Below are 26,158 nucleotides of genomic sequence, written 5' to 3'. Positions count from 1 at the left end.
AAAAAGCACAGATATCTGAGGTTCCTAGTAACGAGACTTTTCCACCAGAAATTCTTAACCCTCCAGTCGCTCCGCCACCACAGCCGGAAAAGAAAAAGAGTTTTTGGTCAAAGCTTTTGCCCTGGAACTGGTTTGGTAAGGACAAAGAAGAAGTAGCTGCTCCACCTAAGGGTAGTGTTTCTCTTCCGCCACCGCCTCCACCGCAATCCCAAGCTCCACAATCCCCTTCTTCACCTCCTGGCAAAGAAGGTGAGACGGTAAAGCCTCAACCTTCCGGTGAGCAGGGGAAGACCTGGGAATGGTATTAAAAAACTTTTGAACTATTGGCCTAAAGGCTTCAAAAGAAATATTTTTTAAACAGAGGCCTCCGCAATCTCGGGGGTCTCTGTTATTTTTTAGGCATTCACAATTAGCTTTGGCTACCAATACCCGGCCAAAAGGCGCCCAATTTTGCCACCTGGTAGGGCCAAAAAGAGCCAAGGTGTAAAGCCCCAAAGCTCCGGCCAGATGAGAAAGCCCGGAGTCATGCCCTAGAAAGGCAAACCCTTCTTTTAATTTTTCTCTAGCTGCTTTTATATTTTCTAAAACGAAATAAGATTCTTTCGGTAGAGTTTGTTTTAGACTGGTTTCTACTGGTCCCAAAAGGAAAATAGGTTTCAAACCAAGGCCTTTCAAAAAAGCATATACATCTTGCCAAAATCCAAGTGGAGCACACTTGAAATAACCACCACTGCCTGGATGGATAAAAACGAAGCGGTCTTTAGGGGGCCTATCTTCAAGAAATAAGTCTTTTTCCGAAAAACGAGAAGAACTTACCTTTTGCCATTGGGCCAAGGCCAGGTGAATTTCTGGCCCTGGTGGCCGCGTTGGGATTTCCTGCCAGGAAATACCTGTTAAGCTTGTCAAAAGCTTTCCCAATTCTTTTTGGTGGGTGAAAACGTAAGCTTTACTTAGTTGTCTTTTGGTTTTTTCAAGAAGAGAAAGGCTTGTTGGCCAGGCTTCATCTACCAGGCCAGCTTCCTTGAAAAGTAGGCGTACCTCATGCCGTGCGAACAATACCAGCTTTTGACCGGTATATTTCTTTTTTAGGGCTTTTATGGCCAGTCGCGCTATTAGTAAATCGCCTAAGGCGCCTTCATGCCATAAGGCAATCATTATTCCGCTGGATAGCCGACTGAGGCCATATAAACTACGGTTTCTTCTTCTCCGTCTAGTTCCAGGATCTGATTAACTTCGTCATCAAAAAAGGCCCCAATAGGACAGGCACCAAGGCCCATGGCTGTGGCCGCTAGAAGCACGTTTTGGCAAATATGGGCCACGTCCATAAAAATGTAGCGAACCCCTCTTGAACCGTACTTGCTCATGGTACGGCGAGGAATTACCGACCAGACGAAAACCAAAGGGGCTTTGGCGCACATGTATTGCGAAAGAGAGGCCTCAGCTAAAGCTTGACCAAACTCACCCTGGGCTAGCTCTTCTAAAACGAAATCCTGGACTTCAAGGTGATAAATACCAGGGGTAAGATCCAGTGCTCGATTGACAAAAAGATAAGTTTCTACGGGATAAAGGGCACCTGCCGAGGGGGCCGTACGCAAGAGGTACCGTTCAGCCTGCGCGGTAATCCCCTGGGCCGCAAAGCAAAGGAGTGATATTTCATCAAGGCTTAGGGCCTGGCGCGTGTATTTTCTTATAGAGCGACGTTCTATTAAAGCCTTCCAGAAATTCTCGGCACCGAACGAGGGCTTAGGCAAAGGCACTTTAGGGGCTTCAGGATAAACCTTGAACCAGGGGGCTGGAGCTATATTCTCTCTTTCTCTCCGAAAAAGTTCTAAACGGTCGTGTTTAGTGGCTTGTAAAAATTTAAAGCCCAACGAATCGCGATAACCGGGCATATAAGCCTCCTAGGATTTTTATTTAATTTTCGCATTAGAGTTTTTGTAAGAGCAAGTCTTAAATGTAAAAATTAAAACGCCTGCAAGGCTCTAGCTGTCAAAGCTATTCTCTTTTAACTCCCCAAAGTTGAATAAAAGTCTTTGTTTTTTGCGCAAATGGGATTAATTTTTCTCAGCATGAGACGCGTAATTTGTGCCACTATAGCCGGTTCAGACCCGAGCGGTGGAGCGGGCCTTCAAACAGACCTGCGAGTTTTTACTTTACTGGGAGCCTTTGGCCAAACAGTTATCACGGCCCTTACCGTGCAAAACTCTCTCGGTGTAAAAGACTGGATGGCCGTGCCTGCTGACATGGTCAAAGCCCAGCTTGAAGCCCTATTTGAAGATTTGCCGCCTATGGCCATTAAAACTGGGATGCTGGCCAATGCGTCTATCATCAAGGCCATAGCTGAAGTCCTACGCGATCACTTAGTGCCCTTGGTGATTGACCCGGTGATGTTGGCCAAAAGCGGTGACCCCTTGCTTGAAGAAGAAGCAGTTTCAGCCCTAATCTCGGAACTTTTTCCTCTGGCCACGGTAATTACCCCCAATTTGCCTGAGGCCGAGTTTATTCTCAAAGAAAAAATTACTGATGTTCGAGAAGCCCTGGAGAAGCTTAAAAAACTTGGCCCAAAGGCCGTTATCATAAAAGGCGGTCACCGAAAAGATGAAAAAGCCACTGACTACCTTTATGATGGCCGGGATATTTTCACTTTTTCAGCTAGGCGAATAGAAGGAAAAATAGGCCACGGAACTGGCTGTACTTTTTCAGCGGCTATAACCGTAGGTCTGGCTAAAGACTTATCTTTGCCTGAGGCCACCAAGATAGCCAAAGACTTTGTAACTCTCGGATTAGAGGCCGCCCGCCTTGCTCCTTTAGGTAAAGGGATCTCACCGCTTGATCATCTAGTTCATTATGACCGCTTGGTTGAAGCTCCAAAAATTTTAAGAGAATTAGAAGAAGCGGCCGAGTTTTTTTGTAGCCATGAAGTCAGGCCTTTGATCCCGGAGGTCCAGTCAAATCTGGCCTTTGCTTTACCTCTAGCTAAGACTCACGAGGAAGTGGCTGCCTTCCCAGGCCGTATTGTGGGTTTGGGTGCCGGGGCAAGGCCGGTGGGTTGTCCTAAGTTTGGGGCTTCACGGCATATTGCCAACGTGGTTCTTGCGGCTATGCAGTTTGACCCTCAAAGGCGCGCCGCCATGAATATTCGCTTTAGTGAAGAGCTTTTAAGAAAGGCGAAAGAGCTTGGTTTTTCCTTGGGAGAATTTTCGCGGGCAGAAGAGCCACAAGATGTAAAAGCCAAAGAAGGCTCTACTCTTGCCTGGGGGGTAACTAAAGTTTGTAAAGATTTGGGTTTTGTGCCAGACTTTATTGCTGATCGTGGCGAGGTTGGTAAAGAACCCATGATAAGAATCCTCGGCAAAACCCCTCTAGAAGTAGTAAATAAGGCGTTAAAACTTTTGTAAGGAGGCGGCAAAATGGCCATTACCAAAGAAGAAGTAAAACACGTGGCCCATCTGGCTAGACTTGAGTTTTCTGAAGAAGAACTTGAAACCTTTTCTGAGCAGCTGGCTGATATTCTTAATTACGTAGCTAAATTAAACGAGCTTGATACCAAAGACGTTGAACCTACTTATCATGCTTTGAAGCTGACCAACGTCTTTAGGGAAGACGAAGTCAAAGAGTCATTTCCTACGGATGAGATTTTGAAAAACGCCCCTGAGCGTGAAAACGGCTTTTTTGTGGTGCCAAAGGTTATCAAATAGGAGGTTTGAAAATGGAATGGCATAAACTTTCTCTTAATGAGCAGCTAGAGAATTTGCGCCAGGGCAAGGTCTCAAGTGTAGAGTTAACCAAGGCCTTGCTTGATTATATTGAAAAGAAGGACCCGCAGGTTAAGGCCTTTTTAAAAATCACCCGGGAAGAAGCGCTTTCTCAGGCCCAAGAGGCGGACAAGCTCCGCCAAAAGGGAGAGGATAAACCTCTTTTAGGCGTGCCTATCGCCATTAAAGACAACATTTGTACCCGCGGTATTACTACCACCTGTGCCTCAAAGATGCTTGAAAATTTTGTGCCACCCTTTGACGCTACGGTAATAACCAAGCTTAAGGAAGCCGGGGCGGTAATCCTGGGAAAGACTAACCTTGATGAATTTGCTATGGGTTCTTCTACGGAAAACTCGGCCTTTTTCCCCACCCACAACCCGTGGGATCTTGAGCGGGTGCCAGGCGGTTCTTCGGGAGGCTCGGCGGCCGCAGTGGCAGCTGGTTTTTGCGCGGCGGCCCTTGGCTCAGATACCGGCGGCTCTATTAGGCAGCCAGCTTCTTTTTGCGGGGTAGTAGGGCTAAAACCCACTTATGGTCGCGTTTCCCGTTACGGGTTGGTAGCTTTTGCCTCTTCGCTTGACCAGATCGGCCCGCTTACTCGTTCGGTAAAAGACGCTGCCCTTATTTTGCAGGTAATAGCCGGAAAAGACGAAAAAGACTCAACTTCAGTCCCCGAAGAGGTGCCTGACTACTTAAAAGACCTGGATATGGATATTTCAGGGGCTACTATCGGCCTTCCTGAAGAATATTTTAGCGAAGGTCTATCAGAAGAAGTGAAAACCAGAATAGAAGAAGCGGTAAAAATATTTGAAGAAATGGGCCTAAAGGTGAAAAAAATAAGACTTCCGCATACGCCTTACGCGGTGGCGGCTTATTACATAATTGCTCCCGCGGAAGCTAGTTCAAACTTGGCCCGTTATGACGGTGTTAAATACGGCCTGCGTGTAGAAGGGAAGGACCTGATAGACATGTACAAAAAGACACGCTCTCAGGGCTTTGGCCCAGAAGTAAAAAGGCGTATCATGATTGGCACCTATGCCCTTTCAGCCGGTTACTATGATGCATACTACAAAAAGGCCTCTCAGGTGCGTACTCTGATTGCCAGAGATTTTGCCGAGGCCTTTAAAGAAGTTGATTTTATTATAGGCCCGGCCAGTCCTACCCCTGCTTTTAAGATTGGAGAAAGAGTTAGTGACCCGCTGGCCATGTATCTTTCTGATATTTATACCATTTCTGTTAATCTGGCCGGTATCGTAGGTCTTACTATCCCTTGTGGTTTTACCGATAAAGGGCTACCTGTAGGGCTCCAGATAATGGGGCCACATTTTAGTGAAAGTAAAGTGCTGGCTCTTGGCCACAAATTTGAGGAAAAGACAGGATTTACCGAAAAGTATCCTGAGTCATGAAACAAAAAATACCCCTTTCATATGCTAAGCCCGGTATGGTCCTGGCCGAAGAGGTAGCGGACGACAAAGGTCGTGTCCTTTGTGGCCCGGAAACAGAGCTTTCCCAGGGGTTGATAGAGAAATTTTCTTCTATGGGCATCAAGTTTGTCACGGTGAAAGGTCATCCGGTTGATCTTCCCTGGGAAAAGCCCCTTGAAGAAGAACTTAAAGAACTTGAAGAGCGGTTTGGCAAAGTGGTTGATGACAAACGGCTTATGGCCCTAAAGGCGTTGATAGCAGACTATCTCAAAAACAAAGAGAGCTAATGAGTGATCTCAAAAAGCAAATAAAAAAGAGAATTAAAAATCTCCAGTCCCTTCCTACCCTTCCGCCGATTGTGGGCCAGCTTACTAGACTTATTGCTGATGAGCGAAGCACCGCTCAACAGGTGGCCGCTCTCATTGAAAGAGATCAGGTTCTTACTAGCAAAGTACTTAAAATGGTAAACTCGGCCTTTTATGGTTTCCCAAGGCGTATCTCTACGGTTTCAAACGCCATTGTGCTCCTTGGGTTTAACGTAGTTAGAACCCTTGTTATTACAGCTTCTATTTTTGAGACTATGCAGGCCCAGGACTTAAGCCTCTGGGAGCACTCTCTTGGCACCGCGGCCGCTGCTGGGCTTCTGGCCGGGAAACTTGAGCTTAAAAATCCAGAAGAGGTTACCACTGCTGGCCTATTACACGACATAGGTAAAGTGGTTTTGCGTACCGAGTTCCCTGAGATTCTTAATCAGATAGAAAAGACTGTTCAGGAAAAAGGAATTTATTTTAGAGAAGCCGAGCAGGAAGTGATTGGCATAGATCACGGAGAAATTGGGCGTCTTTTGGCCAACCAATGGAATTTACCTGAAAGATTAGTTGAGCCTATTGCCTATCATCACGAGGTGGAAAAGGCTCGTAAATTTAAAAAAGAAACAGCTATTGTCCACTTTGCTGACATTATGGTCAGGGCTGTGGGTTACGGTTCAGGTGGAGATCCGTGGGTTCCTCCTTTAAATGATAAGGCCTGGAAACTTTTACGCTTAACTGACAATGATCTTGCCGAGTTAATTCCTATTTTTGACGAAAAGTTGATTGAACTTAGGCTTTTTACTTTAGAAATGCAAAATGAAATGGCGAAATAAGCTTTTTGTTCTGGCTCAGAGTAAGTTGCTTCAAAAGCTTGCTTCTTTTTTGGAAGAGGATTTTCTTATTGAATTTACTGATGTTCCAGAAAGGGCTATAGAAAAAGTTTTTAACAGCCCTCCTGAGCTTCTGTTGATTGAAGAGGCTCTGGCTCCTGAAATGACTAAAAATTTGGTGCGGGCTTTTAAAAAGGATTTGCACTTAACTTTTTTGCCTATTTTGCTCATTGTTTCTGAGGAGTCCTTAGATAAAAACTGGGAAAGCTTACCTGTTGACGATTTTGTCCTTGATGAGGCAAACCCTCAAGAAGTCAAAAGTCGTTTGAAGTTGGCCTTAGTCAGAGTTAAATGTTCAGCAGATGCTAATCCTCTCACAGGTCTTCCAGGAAATACTTCAATTTTGCGCACCATTCAGGAGAAGATAGATAGAGGAGAAAGGGTAGCGGTAGCCTATGTGGATATTGACCAATTTAAGCCTTTCAACGATCGCTATGGCTTTGCGAGAGGTGACGAAATTTTACGGGTATTAGCGCGTATTTTATCAAATGTTTTGGAGATTAAGTGCCGTGAAGAAGGTTTTGTAGGTCATATTGGTGGAGATGACTTTGTTTTTATTTGCCCAGAAAATATAGCCGAAGAAGTTTGTCAAGAAATAATCAAAGAATACGAAAAAATTTTACCCAATTTTATCGATCCAGAAGATTTAGAGCGAGGTTATTTTGTAGCCAAAAATCGCCAGGGGAAGATAGAAAAGATCCCTTTCCCGTCCTTGTCTATAGCCGTTGTGCCTTTGCGAGAAAGTCGCTTTAAACACTACGGAGAGGTTTCGGCCATTGCTTCCGAGATAAAAAAGATTGTTAAGGCCCGCGAGGGGAGCAATTACTTTATTGACCGCCGCGGAAATTAGCCTTCAAAAAAATGGTATAGATTTAGTTCCTCGGGAAAAGACGAGTAAATTTTCAAATATTTTTCTTTGGCCTTTTTAAGGTCTAAGTGTTCTAAAATAACCGGTAAGCCTGGAATAAAGGAATGGGGTTTTCTTGCTCCTTTACGTTCAAAAAGTAAAATTTTTTCGTAAAAATCTGTATGCTTAGGGTTAATACAAACTATCAGGTCAGTTATTCCTTTACGCAGACTGTAACGATAGATGTTTTTAAATACTATAAAAATAGCATTTTTGGCCTTCAGTTTGGGATGAGTGGCGAGCAATGTTATTTCCGCTAAGCGTTTTCTCCATCCTTGAATTTTTTTTAGTTCCTTGGAGTAAATTTTTTTAGCTGGTAAATCTTTTTCAACTAATAGAGCTACGGCTCCAGGATAGGGACTTTCTGGATGATATACAGCAAAAAAACGACCTTTTAAAGGAGGAAGTTGCCAGTTTTTATCAATTATCCCTAATTCTAGGTATCTCTCTTTAATAAATTGCAAGAGAGGTTTGCTTTCAAGAGGTTCAGAAGTTTCTATAACTTTAAAGCCGTTAGGATTAACTAATAAATCTGAAACTCCGCTTAATTTTAAGCGCCTGAGCCTCCACCAATCTTCACTACCAACAGAAAAGAGAGAGGTCATATTTTCTCCCGTAAAGCCGCGGTCTTACTAATTATTTTCGGCAGGAAAAACAAAATGTTTAAGACGCTGCGACGCTCCGCTCGCAGTGACAGAATAGCATATAGCTAATTAATGGCAGATGGCAAATAGCTAATCACTTCTTACTTTTAACTTCTCGCCTGTTATTGCGAGCGAAGCTCTCGATTGCCCTAGCAGCCGAGGCAATCTTAACCTATGTGTTCTGTTTTTCGTAAAGGTATCAATGGATTAGTTTACCGATACGGTTCCAGCGGATACGGAAATGTTTACTATCCCAAGAAAAATATATGATGAAGGCCTTACCTTTTACGTCTTTTATAGGTACAAATCCCCAGAAGCGGCTATCGTAACTTTCGTCACGATTATCTCCCATCATAAAAAGATGCCCAGGGGGGACTTTCACCGGTCCAAAGTTGTCTCGAGGGCTTACTTCTCTAGGTAATATTCTAGGATCAGTATGTTGAACGTAAGGTTCATCTAAAGGTTTTCCGTTTATATATACTACCTTATTGCGTATTTCTACAATGTCTCCAGGTAGCCCTATAACTCTTTTTATAAAGTCGAGTTTGCGGTTTTCTGGAAAAATAAAAACTATTACTTCTTTTCTTTTAGGCATACGGCCTTTAATCCAGACTTTTCTAGTAATAGGATTTCGTACTCCATATACAAACTTATTAACCAAAATATGGTCTCCTATGAGTAAAGTAGGAATCATAGAACCAGAGGGGATTTTAAAGGCCTGTACAAAAAAAGTGCGGATGAAGAGGGCTAAGAGTAAGGCTAAAACTATAGTTTTAACCCAATCCCAGACTTTGGCTGCTAAAGTTTCTTTATCTGCAAAAGAGTCTCTTTCAACCATAATGTCTAGAGCTTTATTACGATTTAAAAAAAAAGCAAGGTAGAAAATTGCTAAATGCGCAAAATGGCAAGGAAGGCTTCTTGGGGAATTTCTACTTGACCAAGGCTTTTCATGCGTTTTTTGCCTTCTTTTTGTTTTTCGAGAAGCTTTCTCTTACGTGTGACGTCGCCGCCATAACACTTGGCCAGAACGTCTTTGCGCATGGGAGGGATGCGCTCTCGGGCGATTACCTTTGAGCCGATAGCGGCCTGAATTACTACTTCAAATAGTTGCCGGGGAATAACTTCTCTTAATTTAGATACCAGTTCCCGTCCACGATAATAGGCCTTGTCTTTATGGACGATGAGGGAAAGGGCATCAACAGGCTGTTTGTTTATATAAATGTCTAATTTTACGAGTTCTGAAGGACGGTAATCAAGAAAACTGTAATCCATGGAGGCGTAGCCGCGGGAATAAGATTTAAGCTTATCAAAGAAGTCAAGAACTACCTCGCTAAAGGGCAAATCATATATTAGCTGTACTCGCTGAGGAGTAAGATAACGCAAATCTTTCTGGACCCCCCTCTTCTCTTCGCAAAGACGCATAATAGCGCCAACGTATTCTTTAGGGGTGTAAATTTCGGCCCGAATGTAGGGTTCAAGGACACGGGCAATCTTTTCCCTAGGTGGCCAGTGGGCTGGGTTTTCTACTTCTACGATTTCCCCATCCACTAACTCTACACGATAGCGTACGGAAGGGGCAGTACTTATTAGTTTTAAGCCAAATTCACGTTCCAGGCGTTCCTGGACTATTTCCATGTGAAGAAGCCCCTGAAAGCCACAACGGAAACCAAAGCCCAGGGCGGCTGAGTTTTCAGGTTCGTAAGAGAAAGCCGGATCATTTAGCCATAGCTTTTCTACGGCCTCACGCAACTCATCATATTGTTCGCTTTCTATAGGGAATAAACCACAGAACACCATAGGTTTTACTTCTCGAAATCCAGGTAGTGGCTCGCGAGCGGGGTTTTCGGCTTCAGTCACCGTATCACCTATTTTAGTATCACGCACTTCTTTAATCCCTGCAGCAAAGAAGCCCACTTCACCAGCTACCAGCATATCTACCGAAGTAGGATTGGGAGAAAATACGCCTACCTTAGTTATTTCAAACTCCTTTCCCGTGGACATGAGTTTTATTTTTTGGCCAGGGTAAAGGCAACCATCAACCATACGAATTAAGACTACTACCCCTAGATAAGGGTCATACCACGAGTCAAAAATTAGAGCTTTAAGGGGGGCATTACGGTCTCCTTTTGGTGGGGGAATACGATTTACAATGGCTTCAAGAATTTCTTCAGTGCCTATGCCTTTTTTAGCGCTGGCTAAAATGGCATCTGAGGCATCAAGGCCAATAATTTCTTCTATTTCTTTTTTTACCCTTTCCGGGTCAGCCTGGGGTAAGTCTATTTTGTTTAGCACCGGAATAATTTCCAGATTATTTTCTAGAGCCAGATAAACGTTGGCCAAAGTTTGGGCTTCAACGCCCTGCGAGGCATCTACTACCAATAAAGCCCCTTCACAGGCGGCTAAGCTACGAGAAACTTCGTAAGAAAAATCTACGTGGCCTGGAGTATCTATCAGGTTTAACTGGTAAGTTTCGCCGTCTTTGGCCTTATAAAGGAGTCTTACAGCTTGGGCTTTTATGGTTATTCCTCTTTCACGTTCAAGGTCAAGCCTATCTAAAAATTGTTCGCGCATTTCGCGCTCAGAGACCATACCGGTTTTTTCAAGCAGACGATCGGCCAAAGTGGACTTTCCGTGGTCCACATGGGCGATTATGCTAAAATTCCTTATTTTTTCTTGCGGAAACTTTTTCATACGTCCTTTTTTTCTTTTAAAATTTTGCAGCGAAAAAATTTAATGCTTTTCAAAAAAATGCCGAAAAAGATTAAAGCTGGATAAAATATCTGCTAAAGATTAATAACTAATATTTTAGTTGACAAGTTTAGCACTTGAGGGGTTTTAAAAGCTAATGGCTATTAATTTAGGTAAATTTTCTTTTGGCAAGAAAGGTATTCTCGGGATTGATCTCGGGAGCTATTCTATCAAAGTAGCGGAAGTGGAAAGCGGCTCTCCTCCGGTTTTGCGTTCTTATGGTCAGGTAAAATTGCCTGAAGGAGGGCTTTGGTCAGCTGATGAAGAAAAACTGAGTGATCTTGCTCAAAAAATAAGTTCTTTGTTGAAAAATTTAAAAGTTAAACATAAAAAATGCGTTGTTTCTATTTCTAGTTATACGTCTATTCTAAAAAGATTATCGTTAGAATTATCTAATGAAGATGATCTTGACGAAGTTATTAGGGAAGAAGCCGAAGCCCATATTCCTTTTGATTTAGAAGAAGTTTATTTTAATTACGACATTTTAAATTCCGAAGCTAATCAAATAGATTGTGTTATAGCGGCAGCTAGAAAAGATTTAGTTGATAATATTGTTGATTTTTTGGCTAGTCTAAAGCTTGATCCTATAGCTTTAACAATAGATATTGTAGCTCTTTCTAATTTGTTTGAGTTTGTTTATAGCCCAGAAAAAGATTTTGTTTTGGTAGATCTGGGCTTTTCTAAAACGTCTGTAATGCTTTGGAAAGAAGGTGGTTTGTGGTTTTATAGAGATTTAAGTATAGGAGTTCAGCAGTCAAGCGATAATAAGTCAATTAATGAAGATAGAATTGTAACATATATTAATGAAACATTAACCTTTTTTGAAGGTGAATATAATATTTCAGTAAAAGATATTTATCTGTGCGGGGGAGGATGTTTAAGTAAAAGCCTGGTGAAAAAAATAAAAGATGTGACCCAAAAAGAGGTGAACTTTTTGTCATATTTGGGAAAGTTTGATATTAATAAAGTAAGTTTAAAAGCAGAAAATTATATTAATTTAACTGGAAAAACAGCTATAGGACTTGCTATAACAGAGATATCAAAATGATAAAAATTAACTTAATTCCTAAAAAAGAAAAGAAAGCCGCAAAAGATTATAAGATCGCTGTCTTAGTTGTTTTAATGATATTTTCTTATGTGTTGATAGGCGCAAGCTATTTTTATTTAAAAAAGAAAGAAGCTAGGGCTCATGCACAGGTTGCTCAAATTAATCAAAAAGTGAAAAAGTATAAAAAAATAGAAAAAGAATTAAATAAAATTAAAAAAGAAACGAAAAAAATAGAAAAGCGAATAGATATCATTATTTCGTTAATAAAAGATAATCCAAAAGTTATCAAAAATATTGATTTAATTGTCCACCAAATACCTGTTGGTAAAGTATCATTAATTAAAGTTGAAGTCAAAAAAGATAATATTAATATTGTAGGCCAAGGAATGACGTTGAAGGATATTGCCAGTTTTATTCAACGGCTTGAACAGCAAGAGTATATAAATAAAGTTTACTTGGCAAATACCAAACGAGATAAGAATAATAAGTTAATAAACTTTAATCTTAGGGTAAAGTTTAAAAATGAATCCTAAAATAAAAGCAGAACTTGAAAAAATAAAGTCACAATGGGATGCTCTTAGCCAGAGGGATAGAATTATTGTTTTGTGCTTATTGATAATTGTTCCCCTGGCTTTATATGCTAAGCTTATAGCTCTACCTTTAAAAGAGAATATCGATCATTTATTTAAAGAAAAAGTCCAAAAAGAACAAGAACTTAAAAGATTACAAATTGCTGCTATAAAAATTAAAAAAATCAGAGAAGAATATAATAAAGTAAAAATTCTTTCTAAAGAAGCAGAGAAGCTTTTGCCAACAAAAGCAGAAATTGCTTCTTTTTTAGAAAATATTGATAGAGAAAGTGAAAAGTTTAATGTTTCTGTTTCTGAGATTAAAGTACTTAAAGAAGAAAATAAAGAGATATATAAAAAGATACCTTTGGCCCTCAAACTAGAAGGAAATTTTAATAATATTATGCTTTTTATTGATAGTTTGAGGCTAAAAGATAAAATCATTACTCCTACTCAAATCAGATTAACTAAAGATAAAGGTTACCTTAGAGCTGATTGTACTTTACTGACTTTTAGAACATTAACTGAGGAAGAAATAAAAAAATTAAATCAAAATAAGAAAAAGAAGAGAAGGTAATAATGACGAAAAATTTAATGTTTATTGATAAAAGTGGTATTCAGATCATATTTTTGGAGAAAATAAAAGAACTATTCAAGATGATAATTTTAGTTATTTGTTTCTCGCTTTTTCTTAACTTCAATGTCTGCTCAGCAAAAACTAAAGAAAAAGAGACAGATATCTTTTTAAAATGGCAAAAAGCAATGAAGCTGAGACAGTCATACAAATATAGTCCTGTTTCCTTTGATCCATTTAGGTCTATAATTGTTCAATTGAAATCTTTACCAGTTCCTCAAAATATTACAATCTTTTTAAAGAATTATGATTTGAGTGATTTAAAATTAGTGGGGATAATAGATACTGGAGACCAAAAAATTGCTATTATTGAAGATCCTAGTGGTAAAGGTTTCTTTTTGAAGATAGGGGATTACATAGGTAGTCAAGCTGGTAAAATTATCAGAATAACTAAATGTGCCGTCTATATATCTCAAAAGTTTATAGATCAGCAAGGCAATATCATTGAATCTCCTAAGCCTTATATCATGAAATTATCATCGGAGGATGGACGATGTTTAGAATAAAAAGAGTCTTTTTATGTATAATCGCTATATGTTTGTTTTTTTCACAATCTTTATACGCTTATTCTGGCAAAATTGTTGATATTGTTTTTGATAAAAAAAACGATAATTTGAATATTTTATTTGAGTTTGATAAAAATGTTGTTAAAGCTGACATTGATTCTCAAGACAATAAAATCATCTTAAAATTTTCTAATGTAAAATTATTGGAATCTCAATATAAATTGCCTAATGAGATTAAGAAAATGTCTTTTGAAATTGATAACAATGATCTTTATGTCGTTTTAGAGACAGATTTAAAAGTCATTAATAGTTATATTTCTGGTCACTATTTTGTTCTTAAGTTGACTAACTCGTCTAAGAAAAATAGTGACAATTTTGCTTATAGCCTTCCTCCAGAACCCAAAAATATAGAAATTCCTTTTGAAAAGAAACAGTATACTGGTAAAAAAATTTCTCTTGATCTACAAGATGCAGATGTCAGGACTGTTTTTAGAATGTTAAGTGAAATAGGCGGTGTTAACATTGTTTTGGGTGAAGATATTAAGGGAACTATTACTTTGAAATTAAAAGATGTTCCCTGGGATCAGGTTCTTGATATAGTTTTGGCTAAGTTTGGATTAGGTAAGGCAGAAATAAATGGTATTTTATATATTGCACCTATTAATAAGCTTCAAAAACAAGTCCAAGAAATTAAAAGTCTAAAAAGTTCTTTGGCTGAAACTCAGGAGCTTGGGCCTGTAAAAACAGAATATATTAATGTTAATTATGTTAATGCGTGTGATCTTTTAAATTCACAACAAGCTGTATCTATTAAATCTCTTCTAACTCAAAGAGGAACTATAACTTGTGATAGCAGGACCAATATTTTAATTGTTAAAGATACGGAAGAAGCTATTAAATCTCTGAAGTCATTGATAAAGAAAATAGACGTACCAACAAAACAAGTATTGATTGAAGCTAGAATAGTAGAAGTATCTAGTAACTTTGCAAGAAATCTTGGTGTTCGGTGGTATGGAGGGTTTTATAGCACTAATCAAGAAACTTCTTTTAATCTTTCACCATCAACAACCAATGTAGAAACCTCTCCTGCTGGTCCTGATGTCGATTTATTAGGTCCGATTGTAGATCCTGGTTTTGTAGGCGGATCTTTGGGGAATCTCGGTATTTTATTAGGCCATATTACCAAAACTTCTGCTACTTTGTTGGACCTCAGGTTATCTGCTCTGGAGCAACAAGGATTGGGGAAAATAGTTTCGGCTCCGGTGGTAATTACTAGGGACAATGGCGAAGCTGTCATTAAGCAAGGCTATCAGATTCCTTATTTGGAACTTACTAGTGACGGTACCGCTACCACTAAGTTTATAAATGCTGATTTGACTTTAAAAGTTACTCCGCACATATTACCTAATAACGAAATAAGACTCGAAATCAATATTGATAAGAGTGAGCCTGATTGGGCCCGCCAGGTCAACAGCGTACCGGCTATTATGACCCGTCAAGTACAAACTTATGTGAGGGTTCCCAACAACGGGACCGTAGTTATAGGAGGGCTTAAAATATCTAAAAAACAAGAAGCCTATGACCGTGTTCCTGGGCTCTCCAAAATTCCAGGGGCAGGGAATCTTTTTAAAAATAGTCAAAAGACCCAGGAAGACCAAGAGCTTCTCATTTTTATAACGGCCAAAGTAGTGAGCTCGGCAGTTGCAGATGTAGACTATTAATCAAATTTAATTGCCAAAGAGCGGACATACCTTTAACATTAGGGCATGTCCGCTTTTATTATTTTAAGTAAAGAGGTCTTCCGTCGTTTCTGGAAAGATAATTGCCTGATGAGTGCTCAGGCCCTCACTTATAACACAGTCTTTGCTTTTGTACCTCTCCTTGCGTTTGCTCTCTCTATGGTCCAAGTTTTTATCGGAAAGGAAGAGATCATTTTCCGCATTAATCAGGCCCTTTCTCAGTTTTTAAATCCAGGAGCTTTGAGTAAGGCTCAAGAAACTATTTTGAACTTAGTTCAAGAGGCTCAGCACGCTCCGTTAGGGGCTGCTAGTATGATTATTTTCTTGACTATGGTAATCGGGCTTTTAATGCAATTTGAAGAGGTGATAAATCATATCTTTAGAGTAAAGGCCAAAAGGACTTTTTTCCAGAAATTGGCTATTTATTGGATGGGCCTAACACTTGGACCCATTTTAGTCACCCTTCCTTTAGGAGCTACCATTTATTTAACTCATCTAGGTTTTAAAGGTTTAGGGCTTGTTTCTTTTTTTAGTAAATTCTGGATAATTCCCACGCTTGTATTGCTTTTTGTCGGAGTTTATATGTATCTCCCAGTAAAAAAAATAAGCGTTAAGGCCGCTTTTTTAGGAGCTACAGTAGCCGCTGTATTGTGGATCCTGGTAGCTTCAATATATGCTGTTTATACAACTAAGGCGGTAGCGTATTCAAAGCTTTACGGTTCTTTGGCAGCTATTCCCTTGTTTTTACTATGGTTATGGCTTAACTGGACGGTAGTCTTGTTAGGGGCAGAAATAGCTTCGGTCTTCCATTACCGAGAAAAAATATTGGCTCATTATCGTTATCATAATAGTTACTCTTCTTTGTTGTTAGCCTTAGGTGTTTTGCTAAATATTTTTCATCACGCTTATCACGGATATAAAGCTCCTGGGCTAATAAATCTTTCTTATGCTCTTAAGGCCTCACCATTCAGGCTAGAAAAAATTATTCTTCTTTTAAAAAAACACGGCTTAGTATATAAACTAAATGGGGGCTATCTCTTATCTAGAGATGCTGAAAAGATTTTTCTGAGCGAAATACAAAGTGCCGTAGAAGGTAATCTCCCTGATATACCACCTGAAGATTCCTTGCTTAAAGTAGCTTATGAATTTCTGCTTGAAGAAAAAGCACTCTGGCAAAGTAAAACCTTAAAAGAACTCTACTTCCAAGCTAAGGAGGAAATTAATGGCTCGTTGTCGCAAGTGCCGGCGGAAAAAAGCTGATGTCTTTATCCCTCACCATCGCCTACCTCTTTGTGAAGAGCATTTTTTAGAGTGGTTTGAAGAATACCTGGCTCGTACCGTCAAAAAATTTAAAATGTTTTCGCCCAAAGCCAAAATCCTTGTAGCCATATCTGGAGGCAAAGACAGTTTGGTCCTCTGGAAGGCTTTGAATAATCTTGGTTATCATACCGAAGGCCTCTTTGTAGATTTAGGCATAGAAGATTTTTCTCTTATTTCGCGGCGGGTTGCTGAAAATTTTGCCGAAGAACTAGACCGCCCACTCCACGTAGTTTCTATCGCTAAAGAAATAGGTCTAACCATTCCTGATCTTAAGTCTCGTACGAAAAAGTATTGTTCCCTGTGTGGTAGTATAAAGAGATACTTTTTCAATCGTTTTGCCAGGCAAAACAACTTCGACGTGTTGGTTACCGGGCATAATCTTGATGACGAAGCCTCTTCTCTTTTAAGTAATACTATTAACTGGCAGTTAAAGTATCTGGCTCGCAAATATCCAGTGCTTCCTGAAGGAAACGGTTTTGTACGCAAGGCCAAGCCTCTTTGCCGTTTTACGGCCTTTGAAATCAAAGAATATGCTCGCTTACAAAAAATTGAATATTTAACGGAACGCTGTCCCCTTTCTCCTGAGGCTACGCGTCTTGTTTACGCTGAACTGATGGACGAACTAGAAGAAAAGATGCCTGGCACTAAGATAAGATTTTATATGGATTATCTGCGTAAAGTTTATCCTATTTTTAATAAACAGGTTGAGGACTTTTTAGACCGGCCTTTGACCCAATGTGAATTCTGTGGTGAGCCAGCGGTTTCTTCTCCCTGTTTTGTCTGCAAACTCAAGGCTGAAGCTAAGGCATAAGATATTTTTGTTGGCTTTTGGGCACCCACCAGCGTTCAAGGTTATAAGAAATGCCAATCGGCGCGGGTTTTATACCATGAAAACGTTTGTGAATGCAGGGTAGAGCCATAGGAATATAGAGAAAAGTATAGGGCTGGTCTTCCGCCAGGATTTCCTGAAAGCGATAATAGATTTTCTTGCGTTTTTCTTTATCAAAAGTACGGCGGCCTTCTTCTAGCAGACGGTCAACCTCTGGATTTTTGTAGCCGATAAAATTTAGTCCAGGCGGTTTTATTTTGCTTGAGTGCCAGATATCGTAAAGGTCCGGCTCAGGAGAAGTAGTCCAGCCAAGAATTACCGCTTCAAAGCGACGCTTGTCTATAAATTCTTTGATAAAGGCCGTCCATTCTACGGTTCTTATATGCATTTTTATGCCGATTTGAGCCAAGCGATACTGTATAATCTCGGCGGTTAAAAGACGCGAAGTATTACCTTGATTGGTTAACACGGTAAATTCAAAGGGGCGGCCATCTTTATCAAGAATGCCATCACCATCGGTGTCATACCACCCCGCTTCGTGTAACAGCTCAAGGGCTTTCTTGGGGTTGTATGGATAACGTTTAACATGGGGATTGTAAAACCAGGTGTCTGGCTTATATGGCCCTGTAGCTACTACTCCCAGGCCGTAAAGTACGCCCTTTATTATTTCTTTTTTGTCAATGGCGTAAGAAATAGCTTGCCTTACGCGTTTGTCTTTAAAAAGGGGACAACGCAGATTGTAGCCAAGATAAGTATAAGAAAAAGAGAGATATTTGTACTTGCGAAATTTGGCCAAAAAAGAGGGTGAATTAGTTTTTCTGGCGTATTGTAAGGGGGTTAGTCCCATCCAGTCTATTCCTTCAGCCTTTAACTCCATGAACATAGTGGTAGGGTCAGGAATTACTCTGAAAATAATGTAGTTGAGATACGGGCGGCCTTTGAAGTAATCATTATAGGCTTTTAGGACTATTTTTTCCTGGGTTTTCCATTCTTTGAATTTAAAGGGACCGGTCCCTATGGGATGTCTTCCAAAGTCTATTTTAGTTATGTCTTTACCTTCAAGCAGGTGTTTGGGTAGGACTACAAGATTTCCCCAAGAGCCAAGGGCCGGGGCAAAAGGCTTTTTATAATGTACGCGAAAAGTATATTTATCAAGAACTTCGGCCTTGTCTACTTCCAGAAAATCTCCGGCATACGCTGAAGGGATTTTAGGGTTGGTGATGAGTTTAAAGCCAAAGAGAACATCTTCAGCGGTAAACTCTACGCCATCTTGCCATTTGACCCCTTTTCTTAAATAAAAGGTTATTGTTTTACCGTCATCAGAGATTTCGTATCTTTCGGCCAGATCCCCTACCAGATTTAAATTTTTGTCATACTTGACCAGACCGTTAAAAATAAGGCCGGCCACTTCGTGGCTGGCGGCATCAGTGGCCAGCATAGGAATGAGAATGCTTGCGTCCCCGATGGAACCTATGACCAGGGCGTCTCCATAATCCTGGGCTTGCGCTAAAGCTCCCCATAGACAAAATATGACAATTAAAATAAGCTTTCTCATCAAAAGAGTATTTTTACACAATCAGGTTAAATTGGAAGAGCTAAAAATAGAAGGAGAACCCATGGAAGAAAAGGCTGAACTAAAGGCCCTTTTAGCGCCCCAAACTCATTTAAGGCTAGATCTAGCGGCCCTTTTACTGGCTGCTTTTGACAAAATTATTTTACTTCAGCCAACTGAGGCTGTTCCTGAGGGGCCTTTTACCGAGCTTGTGGCCAAAGGCTTGGTAGAGACGATAACGCCTAAGCCTTTAGGTGAAGAAAAACTTGTATGGTTTAAACGACTAATTGCCTCTTACGAAGAATGGGGTCAGATGATGCGCTGGCCAGAAAATGTAGCCATGTTCAAGTCACGGCCAGAAGTTCTGGAGGAAACGGTTTCAGAGATCAAGGCCCAAATCCTTGGTGAAGATAAACCTAAGGTTGACCCCGATCTCCAAGCACGCATTCTCTTGCAATTGGCTCAAAATTTAGACAGGCGTCTTGAAGAACTTGACTTTGAATATCAAGACCTAAAAGCCCATGCCGAAAAACTCTCTGAATTTATTGTTGGACAGGACCCCACCCTTCGTCGTTTCCCAGACTGGGTTATTGAAGGTAAAGAAATTTCGCTAGAACTTCCTAACATTCAAGAACGAATGCTTGCCTTTGCCCACCTTATTAGCATGTTTGATGAACTGCCTACAGTTAATATAGTATCTGACCAGCCGGACTTGGTAGAAACATTTATTGACTTCTGTCCAGACTACCAAAAATTGGGGACAGTAAGTCTCCCTGCGGTGGAACTTGATCTTGAAACAAAAAATATAGAAAGCACTAAAGAAAAAATAAGATCCATTTTATCTGGAAAGAAGATAGAGGAAAAAGAATCGCCCTATTTAGAGATTTTTAAACTAAACGTCACTTCTAAAAGTCTTTTTGGGGCCTTAAAACGAGGGGAAAAGGCCCTTGAGAAGGGTGAAACAAATCTCTTTTATTTACGAAAAAGCTAATCCACCGATAGGGGTTATTAATTGGACCTAGATTTCCACTTAAGTGGATTTAGGGATTTGAAATTTTTTCAGATTAGGTATTGACAGTTTTAGTTAGGTGGTTAAATTAGCAGGGCCTTAGTGAGAGAGCGTTGATCTTTGGAAGCGAGGAAGTAAGTTACGAGATCTTGACAGAAATATGTCGGATGTATAACATATAGAGTTGCCGAGGATATTTGATCTTTGAGTTTAAGTTAAGCCACTTGTCGGGGTGAGCTTGACAAGTGGTTTTATGTGTGTTTAAATTTAGGTTTGCCTGATTGAGGCTGATCTTTGAAACTGAATAGCGGTAGCGGGCAAGCGCCTTTGAGAGGCTTGTCGGCTTTTGAGTTTTAAGGGAGCCAAAGAGCCTTTGCGTTATGGTTTAACGTGAGGGTTTGATCCTGGCTCAGGGCGAACGCTGGCGGCGCGCCTAACACATGCAAGTCGAGGGGGAAAGGGTAGCTTCGGCTACCCGAGTACACCGGCAGACGGGTGAGTAACGCGTGGGTAACCTACCTTGGGGTCTGGGATAACCACCCGAAAGGGTGGCTAATACCGGATACGTTCCTGAGGCGCGAGCCGAGGGAAGAAAGGGTGCCACTGCATAGCAAGCACCTGCCCTAAGAGGGGCCCGCGTCCCATCAGCTAGTTGGTGAGGTAACGGCTCACCAAGGCAACGACGGGTAGCCGGCCTGAGAGGGTGGTCGGCCACACTGGCACTGAGACACGGGCCAGACTCCTACGGGAGGCAGCAGTGGGGAATCTTGGGCAATGGCCGAAAGGCTGACCCAGCGACGCCGCGTGGGGGAAGAAGGCCTTCGGGTCGTAAACCCCTGTCAAGGAGGAAGAAGCCCTTACTGGTTAAGAGCTGGTAGGGGTTGACGGTACTCCTGGAGGAAGCCACGGCTAACTCCGTGCCAGCAGCCGCGGTAATACGGAGGTGGCGAGCGTTGCCCGGAATCACTGGGCGTAAAGGGGGCGTAGGCGGCCGGACGAGTCGGACGTGAAAGCCCGGGGCTCAACCCCGGAATTGCGTTCGATACTGTCTGGCTTGAGGTCCGGAGAGGCCGGCGGAATTCCCGGTGTAGGGGTGAAATCCGTAGATATCGGGAGGAACACCGGTGGCGAAGGCGGCCGGCTGGACGGCACCTGACGCTGAGGCCCGAAAGCGTGGGGAGCAAACCGGATTAGATACCCGGGTAGTCCACGCCGTAAACGATGGGTGCTAGGTGTGGGGGGTTAAACCTTCCGTGCCGAAGCTAACGCAATAAGCACCCCGCCTGGGGAGTACGGCCGCAAGGCTGAAACTCAAAGGAATTGACGGGGGCCCGCACAAGCGGTGGAGCACGTGGTTTAATTCGATGCAAAGCGAAGAACCTTACCTGGGTTTGACATGCTAGGGGACCCCTCAGAGATGAGGGGGTGCCCGGGCTTTGCCTGGGAGCCCTAGCACAGGTGCTGCATGGCTGTCGTCAGCTCGTGTCGTGAGATGTTGGGTTAAGTCCCGCAACGAGCGCAACCCTTGCCCTTAGTTGCCAGCGGGTAGAGCCGGGCACTCTAGGGGGACTGCCGGGGACAACCCGGAGGAAGGGGGGGATGACGTCAAGTCATCATGGCCCTTATGCCCAGGGCTACACACGTGCTACAATGGGCGGTACAGAGGGAAGCGAACCCGTAAGGGGGAGCAAATCCCAGAAAGCCGCTCTCAGTACGGATCGGGGTCTGCAACTCGACCCCGTGAAGCCGGAATCGCTAGTAACGGCGGATCAGCATGCCGCCGTGAATACGTTCCCGGGCCTTGTACACACCGCCCGTCACACCACGGGAGCTGGCTCTGCCCGAAGTCGCTATCCCAACCCCCGGAAGGGGGAGGGAGGCGCCGACGGCAGGGCTGGTGACTGGGGTGAAGTCGTAACAAGGTATCCCTACCGGAAGGTGGGGATGGATCACCTCCTTTCTAAGGAGTCTGAGTGTACGGACTCAAGTAACTAGCTTTTCTAGTTTTGGAAGAGTTATGGAGAGTAGGTAAAGAGACAGGTGCTTGTCCGCTAGCCGCTATTCAGTTTTGAGGGATTGGCTGAGAGGCTGATTTGTTCTTTTAAAGAGAGAGATAGAAGGTGGAAGGTGAAGGGTAGATAGGCCTAATAGGGTTGGGCCTATAGCTCAGTTTAGGTCAGAGCGCACGCCTGATAAGCGTGAGGTCGGTGGTTCGAGTCCACCTAGGCCCACCATATAGATATATGGGGGTGTAGCTCAGTTGGGAGAGCACCGGCTTTGCAAGCCGGGGGTCAACGGTTCGAGTCCGTTCACCTCCACCAGAGTAGGTGGTTTTGGGGAGCTGCCCTGTTGGAGAAGGTAGGGGGGGTAGTTCAGCAAAGCCACTTAGTAGGCACAGATCTTTGACAAGTGAATAGGGTATCGCCCGGTATCCACGAGCCGAGAGCAAGGATACGAGTATTTTTTGTGGAATTTTTATAAAGAAGAGTTTAGTGGCCAAGCTACTAAGGGCCAGCGGTGGATGCCTCGGGCGCAGGAGGCGAGGAAGGGCGTGGCAAGCTGCGAAAAGCCACGGGGAGCCGCAAGCAGGCGTTGATCCGTGGATGCCCGAATGGGGGAACCCGGCCAGGGTAATACCTGGTCATCCGCTAGGTTAAGAGCCTGGCGGAGGCGAACCCGGGGAAGTGAAACATCTCAGTACCCGGAGGAGAAGAAATCAAACGAGATTCCCTGAGTAGCGGCGAGCGAAAGGGGAGGAGCCCAAACCGGATGAGTGTAGAAGCCCCTAGGCGTTGCTCATCCGGGGTAGAGGGGGCACACTGGAGGAGGCTAGGGACTCCTCGGGGAGTAAGAAAACCGCTTGGCTAGCCGAAGGCACCTGGAATGGTCCGCCGTAGAGGGTGAGAGCCCCGTAGGCGAAAGCTGAGTGGACTCCCTGGGTGTGCTACCCAAGTAGCACGGGGCACGAGGAATCCCGTGTGAATCAGGGGGGACCACCCTCCAAGGCTAAATACTCCCTGCGCACCGATAGAGCATAAGTACCGTGAGGGAAAGGTGAAAAGAACCCCGGGAGGGGAGTGAAATAGAGCCTGAAACCGCTGGCCTACAAGCAGTCGGAGCCTGCGCGGGAGCGTGGGTGACGGCGTGCCTTTTGCATAATGAGCCCGGGAGTTGTCGTCAGTGGCGAGGCTAAGCCGGATAGGCGGAGCCGAAGCGAAAGCGAGTCTGAAAGGGCGTTAAGTCGCTGGCGGCAGACCCGAAGCGGGACGAGCTACCCATGGCCAGGGTGAAGGCGGGGTAACACCCGCTGGAGGCCCGAACCGGTGGAGGGTGAAAACTCCTCGGATGAGCTGTGGGTAGGAGTGAAAAGCTAATCGAGTCCCGTGATAGCTGGTTCTCCCCGAAATGTATTGAGGTACAGCCTCAGGGGATATCTGACGGGGGTAGAGCACTGTTGGGGCTAGGGGGCTTACCGGCCTACCGAACCCCGGCAAACTCCGAATACCGTCAGAAGGACCCTGGGAGTGAGCCGCTGGGTGATAAAGTCCAGCGACGAGAGGGGAACAACCCAGACCGCCAGCTAAGGTCCCGAAGTACTGGCTAAGTGGTAAAGGAGGTGGCCCTGCTTAGACAACCAGGATGTTGGCTTAGAAGCAGCCATCATTTAAAGAGTGCGTAACAGCTCACTGGTCGAGCGGGGCTGCGCCGAAAATACCACGGGGCTTAAGCCAGTCGCCGAAGCTGCGGACTCATGCTGAGAGGCATGAGTGGTAGGGGAGCACTCTGACTGCGTAGAAGGGTGATCCGTGAGGGCACCTGGAGTGGTCGGAGGAGAGAATCCGGGCACGAGTAGCGATAAAGAGGGTGAGAATCCCTCTCGCCGTAAGCCCAAGGTTTCCTGGGGAAGGGTCGTCCGCCCAGGGTTAGCCGGACCCTAAGGCGAGGCCGGAAGGCGTAGCCGATGGGAAGAGGGGTCAACAATCCCCCGCCACCTGAGTGGAGGCCAAGGGGTGACGCAGGAGGGAAGGGCGCCGGGGCCGTGAATGGCAGGCCCTCCAAACCTGTAGCCCGGTGACGGGGCGAGGCAAATCCCGCCCCCGAGGGTGAGGGGGAGTAAGTAACCGGGAGCGAGAGTTCCCGGGAAGGCGCTCGGACCACACTGCCGAGAAATAGCCTCGTGGCTGAAGAAGCTCAGGTGACCGTACCGCAAACCGACACAGGTGGGCGGGCAGAGAATGCTCAGGCGCGTGGGGTAACCCTGGCTAAGGAACTCGGCAAAATGGCCCCGTAACTTCGGGAGAAGGGGTGCCCACGCTGGTGAAGGCCCTTAGCGGCTGGAGCTGGCGTGGGTTGCAGGGAATCGGCGGTGGCGACTGTTTACCAAAAACACAGGACTCTGCGAAGTCGTAAGACGACGTATAGGGTCTGACGCCTGCCCGGTGCCGGAAGGTGAAGGGTCCGGGTTAGGGGGCGTAGGCCTCCGAAGCTCGGACTTGAAGCCCCGGTAAACGGCGGCCGTAACTATAACGGTCCTAAGGTAGCGAAATTCCTTGTCGGGTAAGTTCCGACCTGCATGAATGGCGTAACGACTGCCGCACTGTCTCGGCCAGGGTCCCAGCGAAACTGTAGTCTCGGTGAAGATGCCGGGTACCCGCGGTGGGACGGAAAGACCCCGTGAAGCTTTACTGCAGCTTGGCATTGCACTTCGGTGCAGGATGTGCAGGATAGGTGGGAGGCTGAGAAGCCCGGGCGCCAGCTCGGGTGGAGCCGTCCTTGAGATACCACCCTTCCTGCATCGGGGTGCTAACCTGGAGGGGTAAGCCTCCTCAGGGACAGTGCCTGGTGGGCAGTTTGACTGGGGCGGTCGCCTCCTGAAAGGTAACGGAGGCGTCCAAAGGTACCCTCAGGCGGATTGGAAACCCGCCGTTGAGTGCAAGGGCAGAAGGGTGCTTGACTGCGAGGCCGACGGGCCGAGCAGGGACGAAAGTCGGGCCTAGTGATCCGGCGGTGCCGAGTGGAAGGGCCGTCGCTCAACGGATAAAAGTTACTCCGGGGATAACAGGCTGATCGCTCCCAAGAGTTCACATCGACGGAGCGGTTTGGCACCTCGATGTCGGCTCATCCCATCCTGGGGCTGGAGAAGGTCCCAAGGGTCGGGCTGTTCGCCCGTTAAAGGGGTACGTGAGCTGGGTTCAGAACGTCGTGAGACAGTTCGGTCCCTATCCACCGTGGGCGTAGGAGGCTTGAGAGGAGCTGCCCCTAGTACGAGAGGACCGGGGTGGACGCACCGCTGGTGGACCGGTTGTGGCTGGCCTGCCGCACAGCCGGGTAGCCATGTGCGGAAGGGATAACCGCTGAAAGCATCTAAGCGGGAAGCCCTCCTCAAGATGAGGCCTCCCGAGACAGGGGAGACCCTGTCCCAGAAGGGCCCAGGGAGACTACCTGGTAGATAGGCCGGAGGTGGAAGCCCAGCAATGGGTGGAGCTGACCGGTACTAATCGCCCGAGCGGCTTGGCCACAGTATTGGCTTAGATAGTGAATACTGTGGGTGGCTCGTGGATACCGGAGCGGTACCCTATATCACTTGTCAGCAATTTTTGTTATAAATTAGTGATAATGTAGGAAAAAGAAGGCTGATCTTTGAAAAAGAAGGTAGCAATAAAGAAGGGCGTTTATAAAGAACTGCTAGATATTCCGAAGAAATATCAAGTTAAAATATTAGATGCATTAAGGAAGTTAGAAAAAGGAAAAGGTGATATAAAGAAGTTAGCACCCAAGAGATACCGCTTGCGAGTTGGATGTTATCGTATTTTATTTAAAGAGGAAGATGATTTATTAGTTGTATATAAAATAGTTCATCGGCAAGGAGCCGATAGATATTATGACAATGTTTGAAATTCAGAAGATAGAAAAAATTAAGAAAGATATAGAAAATATTCAAATTTTTCTTGAAGACTGGGAAGATCTACAGTTATTGTTAGAAGCAGAAGAGAAAAGAGAGAGAGAAGAAATTTATTCTTTGGAAGAGTTAAAATCTTTATTAGAAGAAGACAAATAGAGAAAATTCCCGGGTGCCCATACCGGAGGGGCCACACCCGTTCCCATTCCGAACACGGTCGTTAAGCCCTCCAGGGCCGATGGTACTGCTGGGTTACCCCGGTGGGAGAGTAGGTCGGCGCCCGGGTTAAATTTTAGATAGATAGAAGGCCTGGTTGAGTAATTCTCAACCAGGCCTTTTTTGTTTTTAGGGCATTTCTAAGTTTATTATTA

Annotated in this window: 22 protein-coding genes, 2 tRNA genes and 3 rRNA genes; 21 read left to right on the top strand and 6 right to left on the bottom strand. The window is 44.1% G+C overall.

The genetic code is table 11. The annotated features are described in order from the left end of the window. Positions 1-165 precede the first annotated feature (165 nt). Positions 166-1,155, bottom strand: a complete 990-nt coding sequence (locus THEIN_RS02650) for a glycosyltransferase family 9 protein (RefSeq protein ID WP_013907153.1) — start codon at positions 1,153-1,155, stop codon at positions 166-168. Next, entirely contained in the window at positions 1,155-1,892 is a 738-nt protein-coding gene (locus THEIN_RS02645) for a SagB/ThcOx family dehydrogenase (protein WP_013907152.1), read from the bottom strand. The genes THEIN_RS02650 and THEIN_RS02645 overlap by 1 nt, the downstream gene beginning before the upstream one ends. A 177-nt stretch (positions 1,893-2,069) precedes the next feature. Here THEIN_RS02645 and thiD point away from each other — a divergent pair, with 177 nt between their 5' ends. The 6 genes from thiD to THEIN_RS02615 are packed head-to-tail and all read left to right on the top strand — an operon-like array spanning position 2,070 to position 7,233. After that, positions 2,070-3,398, top strand: a complete 1,329-nt coding sequence (gene thiD, locus THEIN_RS02640; protein WP_041434924.1) for a bifunctional hydroxymethylpyrimidine kinase/phosphomethylpyrimidine kinase — start codon at positions 2,070-2,072, stop codon at positions 3,396-3,398. A 12-nt stretch (positions 3,399-3,410) separates the two neighbouring features. After that, positions 3,411-3,698, top strand: a complete 288-nt coding sequence (gatC, locus tag THEIN_RS02635) for an Asp-tRNA(Asn)/Glu-tRNA(Gln) amidotransferase subunit GatC (protein ID WP_013907150.1) — start codon at positions 3,411-3,413, stop codon at positions 3,696-3,698. Between the two features lie 11 nt (positions 3,699-3,709). Beyond that, positions 3,710-5,164: an Asp-tRNA(Asn)/Glu-tRNA(Gln) amidotransferase subunit GatA gene (gatA, locus tag THEIN_RS02630; RefSeq protein ID WP_013907149.1), complete on the top strand. Its 1,455-nt coding sequence runs from the start codon at positions 3,710-3,712 to the stop codon at positions 5,162-5,164. Further along, entirely contained in the window at positions 5,161-5,469 is a 309-nt protein-coding gene (locus THEIN_RS02625) for a hypothetical protein (protein ID WP_013907148.1), read from the top strand. Before gatA ends, THEIN_RS02625 begins: the two co-directional genes overlap by 4 nt. Then, positions 5,469-6,326 carry an HDOD domain-containing protein gene (locus THEIN_RS02620; RefSeq protein ID WP_013907147.1) on the top strand — a complete coding sequence of 286 codons (858 nt, stop codon included), beginning with the start codon at positions 5,469-5,471 and terminating at the stop codon, positions 6,324-6,326. Before THEIN_RS02625 ends, THEIN_RS02620 begins: the two co-directional genes overlap by 1 nt. Continuing rightward, positions 6,310-7,233 (top strand): GGDEF domain-containing protein, encoded by a 924-nt coding sequence (locus tag THEIN_RS02615; RefSeq protein WP_013907146.1) that lies wholly within the window; start codon positions 6,310-6,312, stop codon positions 7,231-7,233. Before THEIN_RS02620 ends, THEIN_RS02615 begins: the two co-directional genes overlap by 17 nt. Here the strand turns inward: THEIN_RS02615 and THEIN_RS02610 are convergent. From THEIN_RS02610 to lepA, 3 genes are all read right to left on the bottom strand, one after another. Next, positions 7,230-7,895: an N-acyl amino acid synthase FeeM domain-containing protein gene (locus THEIN_RS02610; protein ID WP_013907145.1), complete on the bottom strand. Its 666-nt coding sequence runs from the start codon at positions 7,893-7,895 to the stop codon at positions 7,230-7,232. The genes THEIN_RS02615 and THEIN_RS02610 overlap by 4 nt on opposite strands. 238 nt (positions 7,896-8,133) lie before the next feature. Next, positions 8,134-8,772, bottom strand: a complete 639-nt coding sequence (gene lepB, locus THEIN_RS02605) for a signal peptidase I (RefSeq protein ID WP_013907144.1) — start codon at positions 8,770-8,772, stop codon at positions 8,134-8,136. A 50-nt stretch (positions 8,773-8,822) separates the two neighbouring features. Continuing rightward, positions 8,823-10,625 (bottom strand): translation elongation factor 4, encoded by a 1,803-nt coding sequence (gene lepA / locus THEIN_RS02600; protein ID WP_013907143.1) that lies wholly within the window; start codon positions 10,623-10,625, stop codon positions 8,823-8,825. 154 nt (positions 10,626-10,779) lie between these two features. Here lepA and pilM point away from each other — a divergent pair, with 154 nt between their 5' ends. Genes pilM through THEIN_RS02565 form a run of 7 tightly spaced genes read left to right on the top strand, consistent with a single transcriptional unit; the run spans position 10,780 to position 17,309 of the window. Then, entirely contained in the window at positions 10,780-11,730 is a 951-nt protein-coding gene (gene pilM / locus THEIN_RS02595) for a type IV pilus biogenesis protein PilM (protein ID WP_013907142.1), read from the top strand. Beyond that, on the top strand, positions 11,727-12,263 hold the full coding sequence (locus tag THEIN_RS02590) for a PilN domain-containing protein (protein ID WP_013907141.1): 537 nt from the start codon (positions 11,727-11,729) through the stop codon (positions 12,261-12,263). The genes pilM and THEIN_RS02590 overlap by 4 nt, the downstream gene beginning before the upstream one ends. After that, positions 12,253-12,876, top strand: a complete 624-nt coding sequence (locus THEIN_RS02585; protein ID WP_013907140.1) for a type IV pilus inner membrane component PilO — start codon at positions 12,253-12,255, stop codon at positions 12,874-12,876. The genes THEIN_RS02590 and THEIN_RS02585 overlap by 11 nt, the downstream gene beginning before the upstream one ends. Before the next feature lie 2 nt (positions 12,877-12,878). Further along, the gene (locus THEIN_RS11495; RefSeq protein WP_013907139.1) at positions 12,879-13,439 is read left to right on the top strand and encodes a pilus assembly protein PilP; all 561 of its coding nucleotides are present in this window, start codon (positions 12,879-12,881) and stop codon (positions 13,437-13,439) included. Then, a complete protein-coding gene (locus THEIN_RS02575; protein ID WP_013907138.1) occupies positions 13,427-15,160 on the top strand; it encodes a type IV pilus secretin PilQ in 1,734 nt (577 codons plus the stop codon). Before THEIN_RS11495 ends, THEIN_RS02575 begins: the two co-directional genes overlap by 13 nt. A 45-nt stretch (positions 15,161-15,205) precedes the next feature. Continuing rightward, the gene (locus THEIN_RS02570; protein ID WP_013907137.1) at positions 15,206-16,438 is read left to right on the top strand and encodes a YhjD/YihY/BrkB family envelope integrity protein; all 1,233 of its coding nucleotides are present in this window, start codon (positions 15,206-15,208) and stop codon (positions 16,436-16,438) included. Beyond that, positions 16,401-17,309, top strand: coding sequence for a PP-loop family protein (locus tag THEIN_RS02565; RefSeq protein WP_013907136.1), 909 nt, complete (start codon positions 16,401-16,403; stop codon positions 17,307-17,309). The genes THEIN_RS02570 and THEIN_RS02565 overlap by 38 nt, the downstream gene beginning before the upstream one ends. On the opposite strand, the gene THEIN_RS02560 is transcribed toward THEIN_RS02565, so the two are convergent. After that, the gene (locus THEIN_RS02560) at positions 17,299-18,882 is read right to left on the bottom strand and encodes a peptide-binding protein (protein ID WP_013907135.1); all 1,584 of its coding nucleotides are present in this window, start codon (positions 18,880-18,882) and stop codon (positions 17,299-17,301) included. The genes THEIN_RS02565 and THEIN_RS02560 overlap by 11 nt on opposite strands. Between THEIN_RS02560 and THEIN_RS02555 the strand changes: the two genes are divergently transcribed. From THEIN_RS02555 to rrf, 8 genes are all read left to right on the top strand, one after another. Then, on the top strand, positions 18,857-19,870 hold the full coding sequence (locus THEIN_RS02555; RefSeq protein WP_041434463.1) for a hypothetical protein: 1,014 nt from the start codon (positions 18,857-18,859) through the stop codon (positions 19,868-19,870). The genes THEIN_RS02560 and THEIN_RS02555 overlap by 26 nt on opposite strands. Before the next feature lie 404 nt (positions 19,871-20,274). Further along, positions 20,275-21,848 (top strand): 16S ribosomal RNA (locus THEIN_RS02550). A gap of 195 nt (positions 21,849-22,043) precedes the next feature. Further along, positions 22,044-22,122: transfer RNA gene (locus THEIN_RS02545), tRNA-Ile, on the top strand. Between the two features lie 11 nt (positions 22,123-22,133). After that, positions 22,134-22,209 (top strand) — tRNA-Ala (locus THEIN_RS02540). Positions 22,210-22,382: 173 nt separating this feature from the next. Further along, positions 22,383-25,407, top strand: a 23S ribosomal RNA gene (locus tag THEIN_RS02535). A gap of 121 nt (positions 25,408-25,528) precedes the next feature. Further along, positions 25,529-25,783, top strand: coding sequence for a type II toxin-antitoxin system RelE family toxin (locus tag THEIN_RS02530; protein ID WP_013907133.1), 255 nt, complete (start codon positions 25,529-25,531; stop codon positions 25,781-25,783). Beyond that, on the top strand, positions 25,770-25,946 hold the full coding sequence (locus tag THEIN_RS12190; RefSeq protein ID WP_013907132.1) for a hypothetical protein: 177 nt from the start codon (positions 25,770-25,772) through the stop codon (positions 25,944-25,946). The genes THEIN_RS02530 and THEIN_RS12190 overlap by 14 nt, the downstream gene beginning before the upstream one ends. 9 nt (positions 25,947-25,955) lie before the next feature. Next, positions 25,956-26,072: ribosomal RNA gene (gene rrf, locus THEIN_RS02525) — 5S ribosomal RNA — on the top strand. The 16S, 23S and 5S rRNA genes sit together here with 2 tRNA genes alongside, the layout of an rRNA operon. Positions 26,073-26,158: the final 86 nt, after the last annotated feature.

The organism is Thermodesulfatator indicus DSM 15286 (assembly GCF_000217795.1).
In the GTDB taxonomy this organism is placed as follows: domain Bacteria; phylum Desulfobacterota; class Thermodesulfobacteria; order Thermodesulfobacteriales; family Thermodesulfatatoraceae; genus Thermodesulfatator; species Thermodesulfatator indicus.
Note: the sequence above shows the minus strand (reverse complement) of the source record. Positions and strands in the feature narration are given on the sequence as shown.